This is a genomic window from Salipiger bermudensis (genome assembly GCF_017309175.1).
Classification (GTDB): Bacteria; Pseudomonadota; Alphaproteobacteria; order Rhodobacterales; family Rhodobacteraceae; genus Salipiger; species Salipiger bermudensis.
The window spans coordinates 234,690-250,469 of the sequence record NZ_JAEKJV010000003.1 but is presented as its reverse complement, the minus strand read 5'-3'; the positions used below and the strand labels follow the sequence as shown (position 1 = coordinate 250,469).

Sequence of the window (15,780 nt, the reverse complement as noted above, 5' to 3'; positions counted from 1 at the left end):
CCCGCCCGAGGATCGCTGCCCGATGACCACCGTCCGCCTGCGCCTGCTGATCCTCGCGCTGGCGCCGCTGGTGCTGCTCATGCCGCTGCTGCTTCTGCTCGGCATGACCCGCTGGACCGGCGATTACGACAAGGTGCTGGCGGCCAACGTGCAGAGCGATCTGCGCATCGCCGAGCAGTACCTGTCGCAGCTGATGACCCGCACCGGAGAGGAGCTGACCGGCGTGGCCGAGTCGCTGGCCTTCGACGCGGCGCTCGAGGGCGACGTGCCGGAGCCGCAGTTTCTCGACGCCAAGCGCCGAGAGCTGGGGCTCGATTTCCTCTATTACCTGCCCTCTGGCGCCAGCGACGGCGTCGGCTCGCGCTGGCCGGTGATCGATGCCGCCCGCCGCGGCCGTGCCGAGACCGCCATCGACATCTTCCCGCCCGAAGTGCTGGCGGCGCTGCCGGGGGACCTCGAGACCCGCGCGCGCATCGATCTGATCGAGACCACCGCCGCGGTGCCCACCGACCGGCAAGTCGAGGATCGCGGCATGGTGGTGCACGCGGCCAGCCCGGTGCGGCTTCCGGACCACGAGGGCGTGCTGGTGGGGGGCATCCTGCTCAACGGCAATCTCGGTTTCATCGACGCGATCAACGCGCTGGTCTATCTCAACCCGGTCACCGGCGGCACGCGGCAGGGTACCGCGACGCTGTTTCTCGACGACGTGCGCATTTCGACCAATGTGCGGCTCTTCGAGGACGTGCGGGCGCTCGGCACGCGGGTTTCGGCCTCGGTGCGGCAGGCGGTGCTCGACGAGGGCCAGACCTGGCTCGACCGTGCCTTCGTGGTGAACGACTGGTACATTTCGGGCTACCTGCCACTGACCGACAGCTTCGGGCAGCGGGTGGGGATGCTTTATGTCGGGATGCTCGAGGCGCCCTTCGCGCAGGCCAAGCGGGATGCCTATCTCTGGATGATGGCGGCCTTCGCGGCAGTCATGCTGCTCTCGGCGCCGGTCTTCCTGTGGATGGCCAAGGGCATTTTTGCGCCGCTCGAGCGCATGACCTTGACCATGCGCCGCGTCGGGCGCGGCAACCTCGCGGCGCGCATCGGCCCGGTCGGCGCGCGCGACGAGATCGGGCAGGTGGCCGGCCATCTCGACGATCTGCTCGACCAGGTGCAGGATCGCGACCTAAAACTCCGCGCCTGGGCCGAGGAGCTCGAAGACCGCGTCGACACCCGCACTGCCGAGTTGCGCGAGGCGAATGCGAAGCTCGAACAGACCTTCCGACAGCTGGTGATGAGCGAGAAGCTCGCCGCCATCGGCGAGATCACCGCCGGGGTGGCGCATGAGATCAACAACCCGATGGCGGTCATTCAGGGCAATGTCGACGTGATCCGCATGGAACTGGGCGCCGAGGCGGGTCGGGTCGAGACCGAGCTCACGCTGATCGACCGGCAGGTGATGAGGATGGAGGCCATCGTTGGCAAACTGCTGAAATTCGCGCAACCGTCCGAGTATTCCGACTGCGCCGAGACGGTGGCGCTGGCGCCGGTGGTCGAGGACTCGCTGATGCTGGTCGACCACGCGCTGAGCAAGGGCGCCATCGAGGTGCAGACCGACCTGCCGGAGCTGCCGCCGGTGGCCATCGATGCGGGCGAGATGCAGCAGGTGTCGATCAACCTGATCCTCAACGCGGCGCAGGCGATGAGCGGGCGCGGGCATCTCTGGCTGAGCCTCGCGGAAGAGACGCGCGAGGGCGTCGCGGGCGTTGCACTGACGGTGCGCGACAGCGGGCCGGGGATCGCCGAGGAGGCGCTCGGGTCGCTCTTCGATCCGTTCTTCACCACCCGGCGCGGCGAGGGCACCGGACTCGGCCTGTCGATCTCGCAGAGCATCGTGCAGGGCGCGGGCGGGATCATCACGGCGGGCAACGCCCCGGAGGGCGGGGCGGTGTTCACCGTCTGGCTGCCGATCGCCTAGGCGCGCGGGATGGACAGCGCCGCTGGGGGAGCCTATTTCAAGGCCATGGATTGGGATCACGAACTCGACGCGCGCGGGCTGCTCTGCCCGCTACCGGTGCTGAAGGCGCGCAAGCGCCTGCAGGGGATGCAGAGCGGGCAGGTGTTGCGCATCGTCGCGACTGACCCGGCGGCGGTGATCGACGTGCCGCATTTCTGCACCGAGGCCGGGCACGCGTTCCTCGGCGCCTCCGAGGTTCAGGATGCGCAGGTCTACCTGATCCGCAAGGCCTGAGCTCCGCCTCAGATCAGCCCGAACGAGGCGAAGGGAATGTAGCGCACCGGGGTGCCGGGGGTGACCTCGACCGCCTTGTCGGGCAGTTCCACCAGACCGTCCGCCCACGACAGACCGCTGATCCGTCCCGAGCCTTCCGAGGCGAACACCTCTGCATGGCCGTCTTCGGTGAGCCGTGCACGCAGGTATTCCCGGCGGCCCGGCTTCTTGCGCTTGGAGAACGCCGCCGGAACGGTGAAGCCCTGCGGCACGGTCCAGCCCGCGCCCGCCATCAGCGACAGCGCGGGGCGGGCGAAGATCAGCGCGCAGACCAGTGCCGCCACCGGGTTGCCCGGCAGCCCGAAGACCGGCGTGCCCTCCCACATGGCCAGCGCCAGCGGACGGCCCGGTTTCAGTGCGATGCGCCAGCTCGAGAGCGTGCCGCGCTGCCGCAACAGGGCCGAGACGTGGTCCTCGTCGCCCGCCGAGGCGCCGCCGGAGGTCAGGATCACGTCGGCCTTGCGCGCGCCCTCGTCGAGCCGTGCGGCGATCTGCTCGGGATCGTCGGGCACGTGGCCCAGATCCACCGCCTCGCAGTGCCAGCCCGAGGCCAGCGCCAGCAGCATCGGGCGGTTGGCGTCCCAGATCTGGTGCGGCGCGGCGGGGCGGTCTGGCGCGGCGACGATCTCGTCGCCGGTCGAGACAACGCCGACGCGCAGCGGGCGGTGCACCGGCAGCTCGCCGATGCCGAGCGCCGAGGCCAGCGCCAGATCGGGGGCGCGCAGGCGGCGGCCCTTGGGCAGGGCGGGCGCGCCAGCGGCGACGTCCTCGCCATCCTTGCGGGTGTTCGCGCGGGGCTTGGCGGGGCCATCGAAGACCACGGTGATGGCGTCGGTGTTGGTGTCTTCCTCGAGCACCACGGTGTCGACGCCCTCGGGCAGGATCGCGCCGGTGAGGATGCGGATCGCATGGCCCGGCGGCACCGCGTGCGGGTAGGGCTGGCCGGCGGCGGCGCGGCCCGCGACCAGCGGCAGGCGCTGCACACCCGCGCCCGTGGCCCCGTGGGCAAAGCCGTAGCCGTCCACCGCCGAGTTGGGCATCGGCGGGTTGGAGCGTTTCGCCGCGACATCCGCCGCCAGCACCCGGCCCGCGGCGCGGGCCGTCGGCAGGATCTCGAGCCCGGTCACCGGGTGCAGCGCATCGTGCAGCTTGGCCAGCGCATCGTCCACCGGCACCCAGCTCACCCCCTGCGGCATGGCAAAGCAATCGTCGCGAAGGCGGGGCGGCATCAGGTCGGTCTTGGGCATGTCTTCCAACGGATCGGGCGTGGCAAAGGCGGCGCGGGCGGCGGCTTCGAGGAGGGTTTCGTGGCCGAGACCGAGAATCCAGCCCTCCTCGGCGTCGCCCTCGCGGGTCATGGCGTCAAGCTGGCGCGGCTCGAGCTGCGCCAGGGCGGCGGCAAGGATGCGGACCTGCGCGCGGTCCTTGATCTCGTTTTCTTCCGCCAGCGCCTCCACCGTCGGGGCGATCAGCGACGGGAAGAGCTCGACAAGGGTGATGGGCGCATCGTGGCGCTCGAACGGACGCACGGCGAGATCTGGACCGAAGCGGTCGCGCAGGGCTTGCAGCCGGGCGATGCCGAGCAGCGCCTGCGACCCGACGGAGCCGGTGGTAAAGAGCTTCCAGACCGGCTGCGCGCCCTTTGTCCGGTCGCAGGCGCGGCGCTCGGTCATGCCGTGGCCGTGGCGCAGGGTCCCCTTGCTGGGCAGCCGCGGATCGCCAAGGCTGTCGGGGCAGCCCCAGAACGGGCCGATGCCGGGAAAGACATCGTTGAGCCCGGCGGCGACGGCGAAGCGGTTGTTGGCGTTGTCGGGCGCGTCCTCGATGCGGTCGCTCAGGGCGCGCCAGAGCGTCAGCGGGTCGGCCTCGCCGCTCACCGCCTCGGCAAAGCCGCGCGGGTAGCCGAAGGGGAAGTCGAACCCGGCCAGCACCCGGCGCCCGGCGGCGCGCTCGGCTTCGAACAGCGTGGCGAGCGTCTCGGTCGCGTCGTGGCGGGTGCGGTGGTAGCTGGTCTCGATCTCCGCCGCGCCCCGACGGGCAACGCCAATCCAGATCGCGTCCTTCGAGGGTCTCACGGGCGAGGGCGACGAGGCGCCGGACCAGTCGACCACGACGATGGTGTCGAAACTCACAATCCCACCTCTCGCAGGATGAAATCGGCGATGGCGCGCGTGTCGTCGAGATCGAAGCGGGGCAAGGCGGTCTCGACGGCGCTGTCGGCGGCGACGGCGCGGATGCTGGCGTTGTCGGGCGAGAGCAGCGGCTTGCCGGTCTCGGCGCGGTGCGCCTCGATCTTCGGATGCGGCTCGCGCTTGTAGCCCTCGATCAGGATCAGGTCGACCGGCGAGAGCTTCCCCAGCAGATCCGACAGCGGCGGCTCGGGCGCGTCACGCAGTTCGTGCATCAGGGCCCAGCGGTTGGGCGAGGCGAGCAGCACCTCGCTGGCGCCGGCCTCGCGGTGGCGGAAGCTGTCGCGCCCCGGCTGGTCGACATCGGTGCTGTGATGGGCGTGCTTGACGGTCGAGACGGTCAATCCACGCGCGCAGATCTCGGCCACGAGCCGCTCCATCAGCCCGGTCTTGCCGCAGTTCTTGCTGCCGGTCACGCCGTAAAGTCTCATGACGCGAGCTCGCGGGCGCGGGCCAGATCCTCGGGCGTGTTGACGTTGAAGAACGGATCGAACGGCTCGGCGGGGAACAGCGCCTCGCCGGCGCCGTGCCGGTCGGTCCAGAGCACCACCTTGCGCAGGCCGTCCTCAAGCGCCGCGCGCAGGTCATCGGCCAGTGCCACCGGCCAGAGGCCGAAGGTGGGGTGGCGGTTGATGCGCTTGCCGCCGCCGGATTTCAGCGCCTCATCGCCGGAGCGCGGCGTGCAGGCGAGCGCCAGCGGATGCGGCGCGTCCTCGGCGGCGAGCAGCAGTTGCGGCACCAGATCGCAGGGAAAGAACGGCGTGTCGGCGGCCACCGTCACGACGCTGTCTGCGCCCTGTTCGGCGGCCCAGTCGAGACCCGCCAGCACGCCCGCCAGCGGCCCCGGAAAGCCGCTGACGCTGTCGGGCAGCACCGGCAGTCCGAAGCTCTCGAAGCGTGCCGGATCGCCGTTGGCGTTGAGCGCGACCCCGGCGACCTGCGGCTCCAGCCGGTCGATCACGCGCCGCAAAAGTGGCGCGCCGCCGATCTCAAGGAGGCCCTTGTCACCGCCGCCCATGCGCGTGGCGAGACCGCCGGCGAGGATCACGCCGAGGGGCTGTTGCAGCGCCCGGCTCATTCCGCGGCCTTCCGGCGCGACTTGCGGTCCTCGTCGGGCACGCTTGCGGGGTCGACATCGCGCAAGAGCCGCGCCTCGCCGGAGAGGCAGACGAAGCGCTGGCCGCGCATCCGCCCGATCAGGGTGAGCCCGACCTGACGGGCGATCTCGACCCCCCACGCGGTGAAGCCCGAGCGCGAGGCCAGCACCGGGATGCCCATCAGCGCGGTCTTGATCACCATCTCCGAGGTCAGCCGGCCAGTGGTGTAGAGGATCTTGTCCTGCGCCGCGACATCATGGCGGAACATGAAGCCCGAGATCTTGTCGACGGCGTTGTGGCGCCCGACATCTTCCATGTAGACCAGAGGCCTGTCGCCCTGACACAGCACCGTGCCGTGGATCGCGCCGGCCTCGAGATAGAGCGAGGGCGTGGTGTTGATCTCTTTCGACAGCGCATAGAGCCACGAGCTGCGCACCTGCGCGTTGGGCAGGGTCAGCCCGTCGAGCCCCTCCATCATGTCGCCGAACACGGTGCCCACGGCACAGCCCGAGGTGCGGGTCTTCTTTTGCACCTTCTCCTCATAGGAGGTCTCGCGCTCGGTGCGGACGACCACGGTCTCGATCTCGTCATCGTAATCGACGCCGGTCACCACGTCATCGGGCCGCAACATGCCCTGATTGCGCAGGAACCCCAGCGCCAGATACTCAGGGTGATCGCCGATGGTCATCGCGGTGACGATTTCCTGACGGTTGAGATAGATCGTCAGCGGGCGCTCCTCGACCACCGCGATCTCGGTCGGTGCACCGGTCTGGTCGGTGCCCGAGATGCGCCGGGTGAGGCGCGGATCGGTGGGATCGGGAAGCAGCGGCAAGTCTGGCATGGGTTGGATTTTCTTGCCTCCTCTGGCCTGTGCGCCGGGCATCTTGTAACGTGCTCCGACCAGTTGCAAGGGGATGGGCATGCTTGGATACGTGACGGGCCTCGGCCGCGGCGAGGTCGACAGCGTGATGCGCGAGGTGGCGCAGCGCCTGCGCGCCGAGGGGCTGCCGCTTGCGGGAGCTGTGCAGCACAATATCGAGACCGGGCCGAGCACCAAGTGTCACATGGATCTCGAGGTGCTGAGCGGCACCGACGTGGTGCGCATCAGCCAGGATCTGGGGGCGCTGTCGCGTGGCTGCCGGCTCGATCCGCAGGGGCTCGAGCGGGTGGTGGGACTGGTGAGCGCCGGGCTCGACAAGGGCGCGGCGCTGCTGCTGGTGAACAAGTTCGGCAAGCAGGAGCTCGACGGGCGGGGCTTCCGCCCGGTGATCGCCGAGGCGCTCGGCGCCGGGGTGCCGGTGCTCGTGGCGGTGAACCAGAGCAATCTCGAGGGCTTTCTCGCCTTCGCCGAGGAGCTGGCCGAGCCGCTGCCGACCGATGTCGAGGCGGTCACCGACTGGTGCCGCGCCCGCATCGGCGAAGCGGCCGCCGCCTGAGCGCGCCAGCCCTCAGACCGGGGGCCACATGCGGCTGAACACCCCGTCGCGCTTGATCAGCCCGTGCATCGCCGCGGCGCCCACATGGGCGAAGATCAGCGCGATGATCACGTAGCGGGCATAGTGATGAACCGCTTTTGCGGTGTCCGCGAGCGACTCGCTCTTTGCCACCATGCCGCCGATGAACGGGTCCCAGAATTCCATCGGAAAACCACCGGCCTGGACCCGGATGATGCCGGACACCGCCATCACGATGAGGGTCAGGTAGAGCAGCCCGTGCACCGCCTCGGCGGCGACCACCTGCGGGCGCGAGAGGCTCGCGGGCAACGGCGGCGCCGGTTTGAGGAGGCGCACCACGATGCGCAGCACCACCAGGATCAGGATCACCGGGCCGATATTCTTGTGATAGAGAAACAGGCTGTTCTGCAGTGGGCGCGAGAGCCCCTCCTGCACCATGATCAGCCCTGCGGGGATTGTGCTGAGCACCAGGATCACCGTCAGCCAGTGCAGCAGCCGGGACAGGCGCGGATACCGCGCGGGCGCGGCCTCGGACAGGGATGCCAATGCTCTCTCCTCCGTGAGCGGTTTTTCTCACGATAATATGAACCCTGACGCGCGGTAAACAGCACTCAGCTTGACAGAGAAGCCGGCTGGGACACTTCATTGAAGATGCACATAACCCACGCACATTCCCGTCCACGCGACGCCGGCCCCGGCGGACCGGGGCCGTTTGCGGCGCTTCTCATGCTGGCGGGCGGGTTCGCCGCCGCGCTGCTCTTCGGCGCCGAGCTTCTTGCGGGTGTGCGGATGCTGACGCCCGTGCTGGGCTTCGGGCTTGGCGCGGGCGTTGTCGCGCTGTGCCTGCAGCGCCACTGGCGTGCGCCGCGTCTCGGTTATGCCAATGCGCTTACCCTTGGCCGGCTGGCGCTCGCGGCGCTGATGCTGGTGCCGCTGCTGCGCCCCGAGCTCACCGAGGGCAGGACCGGCTGGGCGATCTTTGCCCTCGCGCTCGGGACGCTGGCGCTCGACGGGCTTGACGGGCCGCTGGCGCGGCGCGCCGGGCTTGCGGGGCCGTGGGGCGCGCGGTTCGACATGGAGGTCGACGCGGTCTTCGCGCTGCTGCTCTCCGCCGTGGTCTGGCAGAGCGGCGCGGCGGGGCCGTGGGTTCTGCTGCTCGGCGGGATGCGCTATCTCTTCGTGCTCGCCTCGTACCCGCTGCCTTGGCTCGCGGCGCCCTTGCCGCAGCGCTTCCGGCGCAAACTGGTCTGCGTGATCCAGATCGGCGCTCTGGTGGTGCTGCTCGCGCCGGTGGTGATGCCGCCGGTGAGCGTGGTCCTCGCACTCATCGCGCTGGCGCTGCTGACATGGTCCTTTGCGGCCGACGTGCTCTGGCTGACGAGGCACCGGTGAAAGGCGGGGTGCGGCTGGCCCTTGCGCTTATCGCCTCGGCCTTGCTGATCGATCTCGTGCTGATCCAGCCCAACCATCCGAACGCGCTCAGCTGGCGTGCCCTGCGGCTTGTGCCGCTCGAGTTGCCGGTGCTTTTGCTGGGGCTTCTCGCGCTGGGGCGGCGGGCGACTTGGCTGGCGCTGCTCGCGGCGCTGGCGCTGTTGCTCATGGTGTTGGTGAAGCTTGCCGATTTCGGCGTCTACACCGCCTTCGCGCGAGGCTTCGATCCACTGGCAGACATGCACCTGCTGCCTGCAGGACTGAATCTGCTGTCCGGCAGCATCGGTCTTGTCGGCACGGTGGTTCTGGGGCTGCTGCTGATGCTCGTGCTCGCCGCGGTGGCGTGGCTGCTCTACCGCGCGCTGCGGCTCTGGGCCCGAACCGGCAGCCGCCTGCCAACCTCGGCGCGGCTCATGGCGGGGGCCATAGCGCTGGTCTTTGCCGGGCTTTCGGCGGTGGAGATCCGCACCGCGCTGAACGGCTGGCAGGGCTGGAACCCGCCGGGCGCCGCCTTCACCTCGCGCCTCGCCGCCGAGCACCTGCGCGATTTCAGCCGCTCGCGCGCCGCGCTGGCCGAGTTCCGTGTCGCCGCCGAGACCGATCCGTGGGCCGGGCGGGGCGGGCTGCTGGCGCAGCTTGGCGGGCGCGACGTGGTGATCGCCTTCATCGAAAGCTACGGTCGCGCCGCCTTTGACAACCCGCTTTATGCCCCCCGCCATGCAAAAACGCTTGCGGAGGGTGAGGCGGCGCTGAGACAGGCGGGGCTCGAGGCGCGTTCGGGCTGGCTGACCTCGCCGGTGATGGGCGGACAGAGCTGGCTGGCGCACGGGGCACTGGCCTCCGGCCTCGACGTGAGCGACCAGACCCGCTACCGCGCGCTGCTGACAAGCCCGCGCAAGACGCTGTTCACACTGGCACAAGACGCGGGATACCAAAGCGTTGCCGTCGCGCCGGCGATCGTGATGCCCTGGCCCGAGGGGCCGCAGCTTGGGTTCGAGACGGTCTTGGCGGCTGCGGATCTCGGCTACGAAGGGCTGCCCTTCAACTGGGTGACCATGCCCGACCAGTACACGCTTGCGGCCTATGAGCGACTGGCGCCACAGGGTGCGCCGCGGATGACCGAGATCGCGCTGATCTCGAGCCACGCGCCGTGGACGCCGGTGGCAAAGATGGTGCCGTGGGAGGCGATTGGCGACGGCAGCATCTTCGACGCGCAGGCGGTCGCGGGCCCGACCCCGGGCGAGGTCTGGGCCAATCGCGACACCATCCGCGATCATTACGGGCGGGCGCTCGACTACTCTGTAGAGACGGTGCTGAGCTGGGCGGCGCTGCCGCGCGAGAGGCCGCCGCTGCTGATCGTGCTGGGCGACCATCAGGCGGCGGGCTTCGTGTCGCAGAAGGGCGGCATGGATGTGCCGGTGCACCTGATCGGGCCCCCCGAAGCAGTCTCGCTGTTCGAGGGTTGGGGCTGGAGCGCCGGCCTGACGCCCGATCCGGCGCTGGCAAGCTGGCCGATGAGCGCCTTTCGTGACCGCTTTCTCGAGGCCGCGAGCCGAGAGACGGAGGAGGGATCGTGAGGCTGCTGCGCGTCTTCGTGCCGCTGGCGCTGATCGCGCTCTGCCTGTGGCTTGCCGACGGGCGCGCGGTGCTGGCCCGGCTCTCGGGGCTGTCGGCCGGGTGGTTCATCGGCGCGATCGCGCTGCTGAACGCGGTGACGCTACTCTCGGCGCTGCGCTGGAAGCTCACGGCGACGGCCCTCAACCTGCCACTGAGCGCGGGAGAGGCGGTGCGGGAATATTACCTTGCGCAATTCGTCAACCAGACCCTGCCCGGCGGCGTGCTCGGAGATGCCGCGCGGGCCATGCGCAGCCGCAAGGGCGGGCCCATGCGCCGCGCCGCTCAGGCGGTGGTGCTCGAGCGCGCCTCGGGGCAGGCGGGCATGGCGCTGGTGGCGGTGCTGGGATTGATGCTGCTCGTCGTGGCGCCGCAGAATGTTCTGCCCGCCGCGAGCGCACTGCCGGCCATCGCGTGGCTGCCCCTCGCTTTCCTCGTGGCGCTGCTGATCGGCGCGGTGCCGCTGGCGCTTGGCCGCGCCGGGGGGCGCGAGGGTGGCTGGCGCCGGGCCGTGCGCGAGGCGCTGCTGCGGCGCTGGCCGGTGCAGACCGCCCTGTCGGTGCTGGTCGCGCTGCTCACCGTGGCGGCCTTCGCCCTTGCCGCCCGCGCCACCGGCAGCGCCCTCGCACCCACCACGGCGCTGCTGATCGTGCCGCTGATCCTCACCGCCATGCTGCTGCCCGCCTCGGTGGCGGGCTGGGGCTGGCGCGAGGGTGCGGCGGCGAGCCTTTTCACCATGGCGGGGCTCGGGGCCGAGGCGGGGATCGCCGCCAGCATCGCCTTCGGGATCGCCATGCTGCTCTCTGCCCTGCCCGGGGCATTCTTCCTGCAGCGAACCGCCCAGCAGGCCCCGCAGGAGACCGCAGAGATTGCTTCACCGACCGAATAACCTAATCTTCTGAAAAACCGGGAGGACCTTTGCCATGACGTTCCGAACCCCCAGCCGCCGCCTGTTTCTGGGTGGCGCCCTGACCACCGCCACCGCCGGCCTGATCTTGCCGCACCGCGCCCGCGCGCAGGACGCGGTCAACTTCCAGCTCTCTTGGCTGCACTCGGTGCAGTTCGGCGGCAGCTACATCGCGCAGGACAAGGGCTACTGGAGCGACGCCGGGCTCGAGGTCGCGCTTCAACCAGGCGGCCCGAACGCGCCGGTCGAGCCGCCGGTGGTCGCGGGCACCGCGCTCGTCGGCATCTCGGCGGCGGACTATACCGCCGCCGCGGTCAATCAGGGCGCGCCGTTCAAGATCATCGGCGTGGCGATGCAGAAAAACCCCTTCGCCATCGCCTCGCTGGCTGAAAACCCGGTGAACAGCCCCGCCGATCTGGTCGGCAAGAAGATCGGTATGGCGCTTGCCAACATGCCGGTGCTCGAGGCGCTGTGCTCGATCAACGACGTCGACATCTCGGAGATCGAGGTGGTCCCGACGCAATACGACCCGGCTCCGCTGGTGCAGGGGCAGGTCGACTGCCTGCTCTGCTGGGCCACCGATCTGCCGGTCGCGATGGAGATCCAGGGCGTCGAGAATGTCACCATGCTGCTCGCCGATCAAGGCTACGCGGTGCATTCGCAGACCTATATTGCCACCGAGGACAGCCTCGCCAACCGTCGCGACCAACTGGTGGCGCTGATGAAGGGCGAGGTCATGGGCTGGCAGGACTACCAGGCCGACCCCGCCGCCGCCGCTGCGCTGACCGTCGAGATGTTCCCCGATGCGGGGCTCGATCTCGCGACGCAGGAGCTGCAGGCCGAGCGCCAGGTGCCGCTGATGTTCTCGGATCTGACCGAGGCCGAGGGCTTCGGCTGGTTCACCGACGAGACCGTGGCCGCCAATGTCGAGACGCTGGCGCTGCTCGACAAGCCGGTGAGCGCGGATCTCTGGGACCGCTCGATCCTGGAAGAGGTGCATGGCTGAGAGGCGCATGGATGCCTGACGCGCAACGGCCCGACATCCGCCTGACCGGTGTCTCGAAGAGCTTCGGTGGACCGGCGGGCGAGATCCCGGCGGTGGCGCCGCTCGACCTTCGGCTCGCGGGCGGCAGCATGACGGCGCTCGTCGGGCCGTCGGGCTGTGGCAAGTCCACGCTCCTGCGCCTGATCGCGGGGCTCGAACGCCCGTCCACGGGCGAGATCCGCATCGGCGAGGAAACCCCCGACGATCTGCGAAAGCGTGCCGCGCTGTCGGTCGCGTTTCAGGACGCGGCGCTCCTGCCATGGCGGACGGTGGCCGGCAACGTGGCGCTTGGCCGCTCTCTGGCGCGCCGCCCGCGCGATGCTGGCGCGGTGTCGGAACTGATCGATCTGGTGGGGCTTTCGGGCTTCGAGGGGCGGCGTCCGGCGGAGCTCTCGGGCGGCATGCGTCAGCGTGCGGCGATTGCCCGGGCGATGGCCAGCGCGCCGGAGCTCTTGCTGCTCGACGAGCCGTTCGGTGCGCTCGACGAGTTGACGCGCGACCGGCTCAACGCCGAGCTGCCGGCGCTCTGGGAGGCGCACGGCGCGACCTCGGTGCTGGTGACGCATTCGGTCGCCGAGGCGGTGCGGCTGGCCGACCGCATCCTCGTGCTGAGCCCACGCCCGGCGCGCATCGCCGCCGACATCGCCGTCGACCTGCCGCGCCCGCGCGATGGTGTGGTGCTGGCCTCGGAAGCCTTCCGCGAGACCTGCGGGCAAGTCTCGGCGGCGCTGCGCGACGGGCAGGCGCCGGGCCGGCTCGCGGCGCAATGACTGGCGCGGTGGCACAACGGGGCGGCGTCGCCGCCCGCCTGCCGGGCAGTGGGCTGATCGTGGCGCTGATGGCCGTCGTCGCGTGGGAGGTGGTGGCGCGGCTCACCGTGCAGAGTTTCTTCGTTGCCGCCCCCAGCGCCATTGTCGCCCACATGATCGACCATGCGGGGCTGCTCTGGCGCGCCTTCGCGGTGACGCTCTGGGCGGCGGTCCGGGGCTTTGCCTGGGGCAACCTCGCAGGGGTGCTCATGGCGCTGCTTGTGGTGCTGGTGCCACGGGCCGAGCGGCTGGTCTCGACGCTGGCGCTGCTGGTGTTCTGCCTGCCGCTGGTGGCGACCGGGCCGATCCTGCGGGTGCTCTATGGCCCCGGCGAAGGGCCGCAGGTGACGCTGGCGGCGCTGGCGGTCTATTATACTACCTTTCTTCCGGTTCTGGTGGGGCTTCGCGCCGCGCCGCAGGGCTGGTTCGACCTCGTGCGCAGCTATGGGCGCGGGCGCCTGGTGGCGCTGCGGGAGGTGCGGCTGCCGGCGGCGCTGCCCTATCTCGTGGCGGGCCTCCAGATCGCCGCGCCGGCAGCTTTCCTCGGTGCCATGGTGGGCGAGTTCACCGGGGCAGAGCGCGGTTTGGGTGTGCTGACCGTGCGGGCGCTGCGGGCGCTCGACCTGCCGGCCACGTGGTCGATCGCGGTCATCGCCTCGGCGGTGTCGGTGCTGGCCTTCGCCGCCGTGGGCTGGGCCGGGCGCAGGCTCGATCTCGCGCCGCCGCAGGTGCTCTTGGCCGCGCCATTGGAGACGCGGCAGAGCCGCTGGCGCGGCCCGGGCGAGGCGCTGCTGGCGCTGGTCGTGACGCTGGTGCTCTGGAAGGGCGCGATGGAGCTCTTCGCGTTACCGCGCTTTTTTGCCAAGCGGCCGGAGGATGTCTGGGCCTACATGGTGAGCGATCCGGGGGCGGAGGCGCATCGGGCAAAGTTGCTGGGCGCGATGGCCGAGACGCTGGCCTTCACCGCACCGGGTTACCTCGCCGGGCTGGCGCTTGGGGCGGGGCTGGCGGTCGCACTGACGCTGGCGCCGCGCGTCGCGTCGCTCACCATGCCGGTGGCGATTGCGCTGCGCTCCATTCCCATCGTCGCCACCGCGCCGCTGATCGTCTGGGCGCTGGGGCGGGGAGCTGCCGGAACCATTGCAGTGGTGGCGGTGATGATCTTCTTCCCGACGCTGGTGGCCTGCCTGCACGGGCTGGCGCGCACGCCGCGCGCGGTGCTCGACCTTTTCGAGGTCTACGCGGCGGGGCGCTGGCGGCGGATGCTGGGGGCGCAGTTGCCGGCGATGCTGCCGGCGTTCTTCGCCTCGGCGCGCATGGCGATCCCGGCGGCGATCCTCGCGGTGACGACCGCCGAGTGGCTGGCCACCGGGCGCGGCGTTGGCGCGTTGATGGCGACGGTGGCCTCGACCTCGGATTACGGCATGCTGTGGAGCGCCATTGCGCTGATCGGGCTGGTGGCAGTCTGTGTTCACGGGCTGGTGGCGGCACTCGAGCGCTGGGTGCTGGCGCGCACCAATGCCGAGCAGCTGGCGCGATGAGACCCTGCGCCTTCGCGATCCCCGGCGATCATCGCCAGAAGACCGGCGGGTTCATCTACCAGCGGCGGCTGCTGGAGGAGCTGCAGGCCTCGGGGCGCCCGGTGACGCATGTGCGCGTTCCGGCCGAGGCTGCGGCGGCAGAGCAAGACGCGGCGCTGCGGGCCGAGGTGGCTGAGGTGCTGGAGGCCTCGCCTCCGGATCAGCAGTTGATCCTCGACGGCCTCCTCTTCGCGGCGATGGAGACCGCGCAGCTCGCCCGGCTGCGCTGCCCGGTGGTGGCGATGCTGCACCACCCGATGGGGATGGAGCAGGGGCTCGCGCCCGACCTGTCGCGCCAGCTGCTGGCGCAGGAGATCGCCAACATCCGCCATGCCGAGGCGGTCGTGGTGACCAGCCCGCACACCCGAAAGACCTATATCGGGCTCGGCGCCGATCCGGCGAAGATCACCGTGGCGCTGCCGGGCTATGACGGGCCGCGCGATCTGACAGGCGTCGAGGCCGGGCCGAGGATCCTCTCGGTCGGGCTTCTGGCGCGGCGCAAGGGGCATGACGTGCTGATCCGGGCGCTGGCGCGGATCGCCGATCTCGACTGGAGCGCGCAGATCGTCGGAAAGAGTTTCGATCCTGTGGTCGAGGCGGAGCTGCGGGCGTTGATCGCGGAGACCGGGCTTGGCGGTCGGGTCGCGCTGGCGGGGGAGTTGCCGGACGCGGCACTCGCACAGGCCTATCGCGAGGCGCGCCTCTTCGCGCTGGCGACCCGCTACGAGGGCTATGGCATGGCGCTGGCCGAGGCGCTCTGCCACGGGCTGCCCATCGTCACTTGCGCGGGCGGTGCGGTGCCCGACACCGTGGGGCAGGGGGCGCTGCTTGCCCCGCCGGATGACCCCGAGACCTTCGCGGACCACCTGCGGCACCTGCTGAGCGATGACGCGGCGCGTGCGGAGTTGGCGCGCAGGGCCCGTGCGGAGGGCCGCGCGCTGCCGCGCTGGTCCGACACGGCGGCGATTATGGGGCGCGTGCTCGACGGGATTTAGCTTAGCGGTCGCGCACCGGCAGCGGCCGTGTCAGTACGTAGGTGGCGGCGCCGCCCATGGCGAGGCCTTGGAACAGCAGCGCTTGCCAAGGCAGGCGCATCCACAGGCTCACGGCGAAGACCAGTAGCATCATGCTGGCGGCGGTGATCTTGGCGCGGCGCGAGATCGCGCCCTCGGCCTGCCAGTCGGCGATCATCGGGCCGAACATCCGGCTTTCCACCAGCATCCGGTGCATCCGGTCCGAGCCGCGCGCATAGGAAAACGCCGCCAGCAGCACGAAGGGGGTGGTCGGCAGCACGGGCAGCACCACGCCCAGCAGCCCGAGCCCCAGCGCCAGCGTTCCAAGCGTGATCCAGACAAAGCGCATGTGGTCTCCGGCCC

At 70.5% G+C, this 15,780-nt stretch carries 16 protein-coding genes; 10 read left to right on the top strand and 6 right to left on the bottom strand.

Going from position 1 to position 15,780, the window contains the following annotated elements; all coding sequences use genetic code 11:
• Positions 1-22: 22 nt before the first annotated feature.
• Both JF542_RS05975 and JF542_RS05970 read left to right on the top strand, forming a co-directional pair.
• Positions 23-1,966 (top strand): sensor histidine kinase, encoded by a 1,944-nt coding sequence (locus tag JF542_RS05975; protein ID WP_207075117.1) that lies wholly within the window; start codon positions 23-25, stop codon positions 1,964-1,966.
• A gap of 9 nt (positions 1,967-1,975) precedes the next feature.
• Positions 1,976-2,239 (top strand): sulfurtransferase TusA family protein, encoded by a 264-nt coding sequence (locus JF542_RS05970; RefSeq protein ID WP_242533604.1) that lies wholly within the window; start codon positions 1,976-1,978, stop codon positions 2,237-2,239.
• Between the two features lie 8 nt (positions 2,240-2,247).
• On the opposite strand, the gene JF542_RS05965 is transcribed toward JF542_RS05970, so the two are convergent.
• From JF542_RS05965 to JF542_RS05950, 4 genes are read right to left on the bottom strand one after another with little or no spacing between them, the layout of a single operon-like run.
• Positions 2,248-4,410 carry a molybdopterin-binding protein gene (locus JF542_RS05965; protein ID WP_340689143.1) on the bottom strand — a complete coding sequence of 721 codons (2,163 nt, stop codon included), beginning with the start codon at positions 4,408-4,410 and terminating at the stop codon, positions 2,248-2,250.
• The gene (gene mobB / locus JF542_RS05960) at positions 4,407-4,898 is read right to left on the bottom strand and encodes a molybdopterin-guanine dinucleotide biosynthesis protein B (RefSeq protein WP_207075116.1); all 492 of its coding nucleotides are present in this window, start codon (positions 4,896-4,898) and stop codon (positions 4,407-4,409) included. Before mobB ends, JF542_RS05965 begins: the two co-directional genes overlap by 4 nt.
• Positions 4,895-5,545, bottom strand: coding sequence for a molybdenum cofactor guanylyltransferase MobA (gene mobA / locus JF542_RS05955; RefSeq protein WP_207075115.1), 651 nt, complete (start codon positions 5,543-5,545; stop codon positions 4,895-4,897). The genes mobB and mobA overlap by 4 nt, the downstream gene beginning before the upstream one ends.
• Positions 5,542-6,405 (bottom strand): formate dehydrogenase accessory sulfurtransferase FdhD, encoded by an 864-nt coding sequence (locus JF542_RS05950; protein WP_207075114.1) that lies wholly within the window; start codon positions 6,403-6,405, stop codon positions 5,542-5,544. The genes mobA and JF542_RS05950 overlap by 4 nt, the downstream gene beginning before the upstream one ends.
• Before the next feature lie 79 nt (positions 6,406-6,484).
• Between JF542_RS05950 and JF542_RS05945 the strand changes: the two genes are divergently transcribed.
• Entirely contained in the window at positions 6,485-7,000 is a 516-nt protein-coding gene (locus tag JF542_RS05945; protein WP_007802746.1) for a DUF2478 domain-containing protein, read from the top strand.
• A gap of 12 nt (positions 7,001-7,012) precedes the next feature.
• On the opposite strand, the gene JF542_RS05940 is transcribed toward JF542_RS05945, so the two are convergent.
• Positions 7,013-7,564 (bottom strand): cytochrome b, encoded by a 552-nt coding sequence (locus tag JF542_RS05940; protein WP_207075113.1) that lies wholly within the window; start codon positions 7,562-7,564, stop codon positions 7,013-7,015.
• Positions 7,565-7,669: 105 nt separating this feature from the next.
• On the opposite strand from JF542_RS05940, the gene JF542_RS05935 reads away from it, so the two are divergent.
• From JF542_RS05935 to JF542_RS05905, 7 genes are read left to right on the top strand one after another with little or no spacing between them, the layout of a single operon-like run.
• Positions 7,670-8,410 (top strand): CDP-alcohol phosphatidyltransferase family protein, encoded by a 741-nt coding sequence (locus tag JF542_RS05935; RefSeq protein ID WP_242533630.1) that lies wholly within the window; start codon positions 7,670-7,672, stop codon positions 8,408-8,410.
• Positions 8,407-10,026: a sulfatase-like hydrolase/transferase gene (locus JF542_RS05930; protein WP_340689142.1), complete on the top strand. Its 1,620-nt coding sequence runs from the start codon at positions 8,407-8,409 to the stop codon at positions 10,024-10,026. Before JF542_RS05935 ends, JF542_RS05930 begins: the two co-directional genes overlap by 4 nt.
• The gene (locus tag JF542_RS05925; RefSeq protein WP_207075112.1) at positions 10,023-10,952 is read left to right on the top strand and encodes a lysylphosphatidylglycerol synthase domain-containing protein; all 930 of its coding nucleotides are present in this window, start codon (positions 10,023-10,025) and stop codon (positions 10,950-10,952) included. The genes JF542_RS05930 and JF542_RS05925 overlap by 4 nt, the downstream gene beginning before the upstream one ends.
• A gap of 34 nt (positions 10,953-10,986) precedes the next feature.
• Positions 10,987-11,976: an ABC transporter substrate-binding protein gene (locus tag JF542_RS05920; RefSeq protein WP_207075111.1), complete on the top strand. Its 990-nt coding sequence runs from the start codon at positions 10,987-10,989 to the stop codon at positions 11,974-11,976.
• 11 nt (positions 11,977-11,987) lie between these two features.
• On the top strand, positions 11,988-12,785 hold the full coding sequence (locus tag JF542_RS05915; protein WP_207075110.1) for an ABC transporter ATP-binding protein: 798 nt from the start codon (positions 11,988-11,990) through the stop codon (positions 12,783-12,785).
• On the top strand, positions 12,782-14,365 hold the full coding sequence (locus JF542_RS05910; RefSeq protein WP_207075109.1) for an ABC transporter permease: 1,584 nt from the start codon (positions 12,782-12,784) through the stop codon (positions 14,363-14,365). The genes JF542_RS05915 and JF542_RS05910 overlap by 4 nt, the downstream gene beginning before the upstream one ends.
• Positions 14,362-15,399, top strand: coding sequence for a glycosyltransferase family 4 protein (locus tag JF542_RS05905; protein ID WP_207075108.1), 1,038 nt, complete (start codon positions 14,362-14,364; stop codon positions 15,397-15,399). The genes JF542_RS05910 and JF542_RS05905 overlap by 4 nt, the downstream gene beginning before the upstream one ends.
• Position 15,400: 1 nt before the next feature.
• On the opposite strand, the gene JF542_RS05900 is transcribed toward JF542_RS05905, so the two are convergent.
• Positions 15,401-15,766 carry a YbaN family protein gene (locus JF542_RS05900; protein ID WP_007802761.1) on the bottom strand — a complete coding sequence of 122 codons (366 nt, stop codon included), beginning with the start codon at positions 15,764-15,766 and terminating at the stop codon, positions 15,401-15,403.
• Positions 15,767-15,780: the final 14 nt, after the last annotated feature.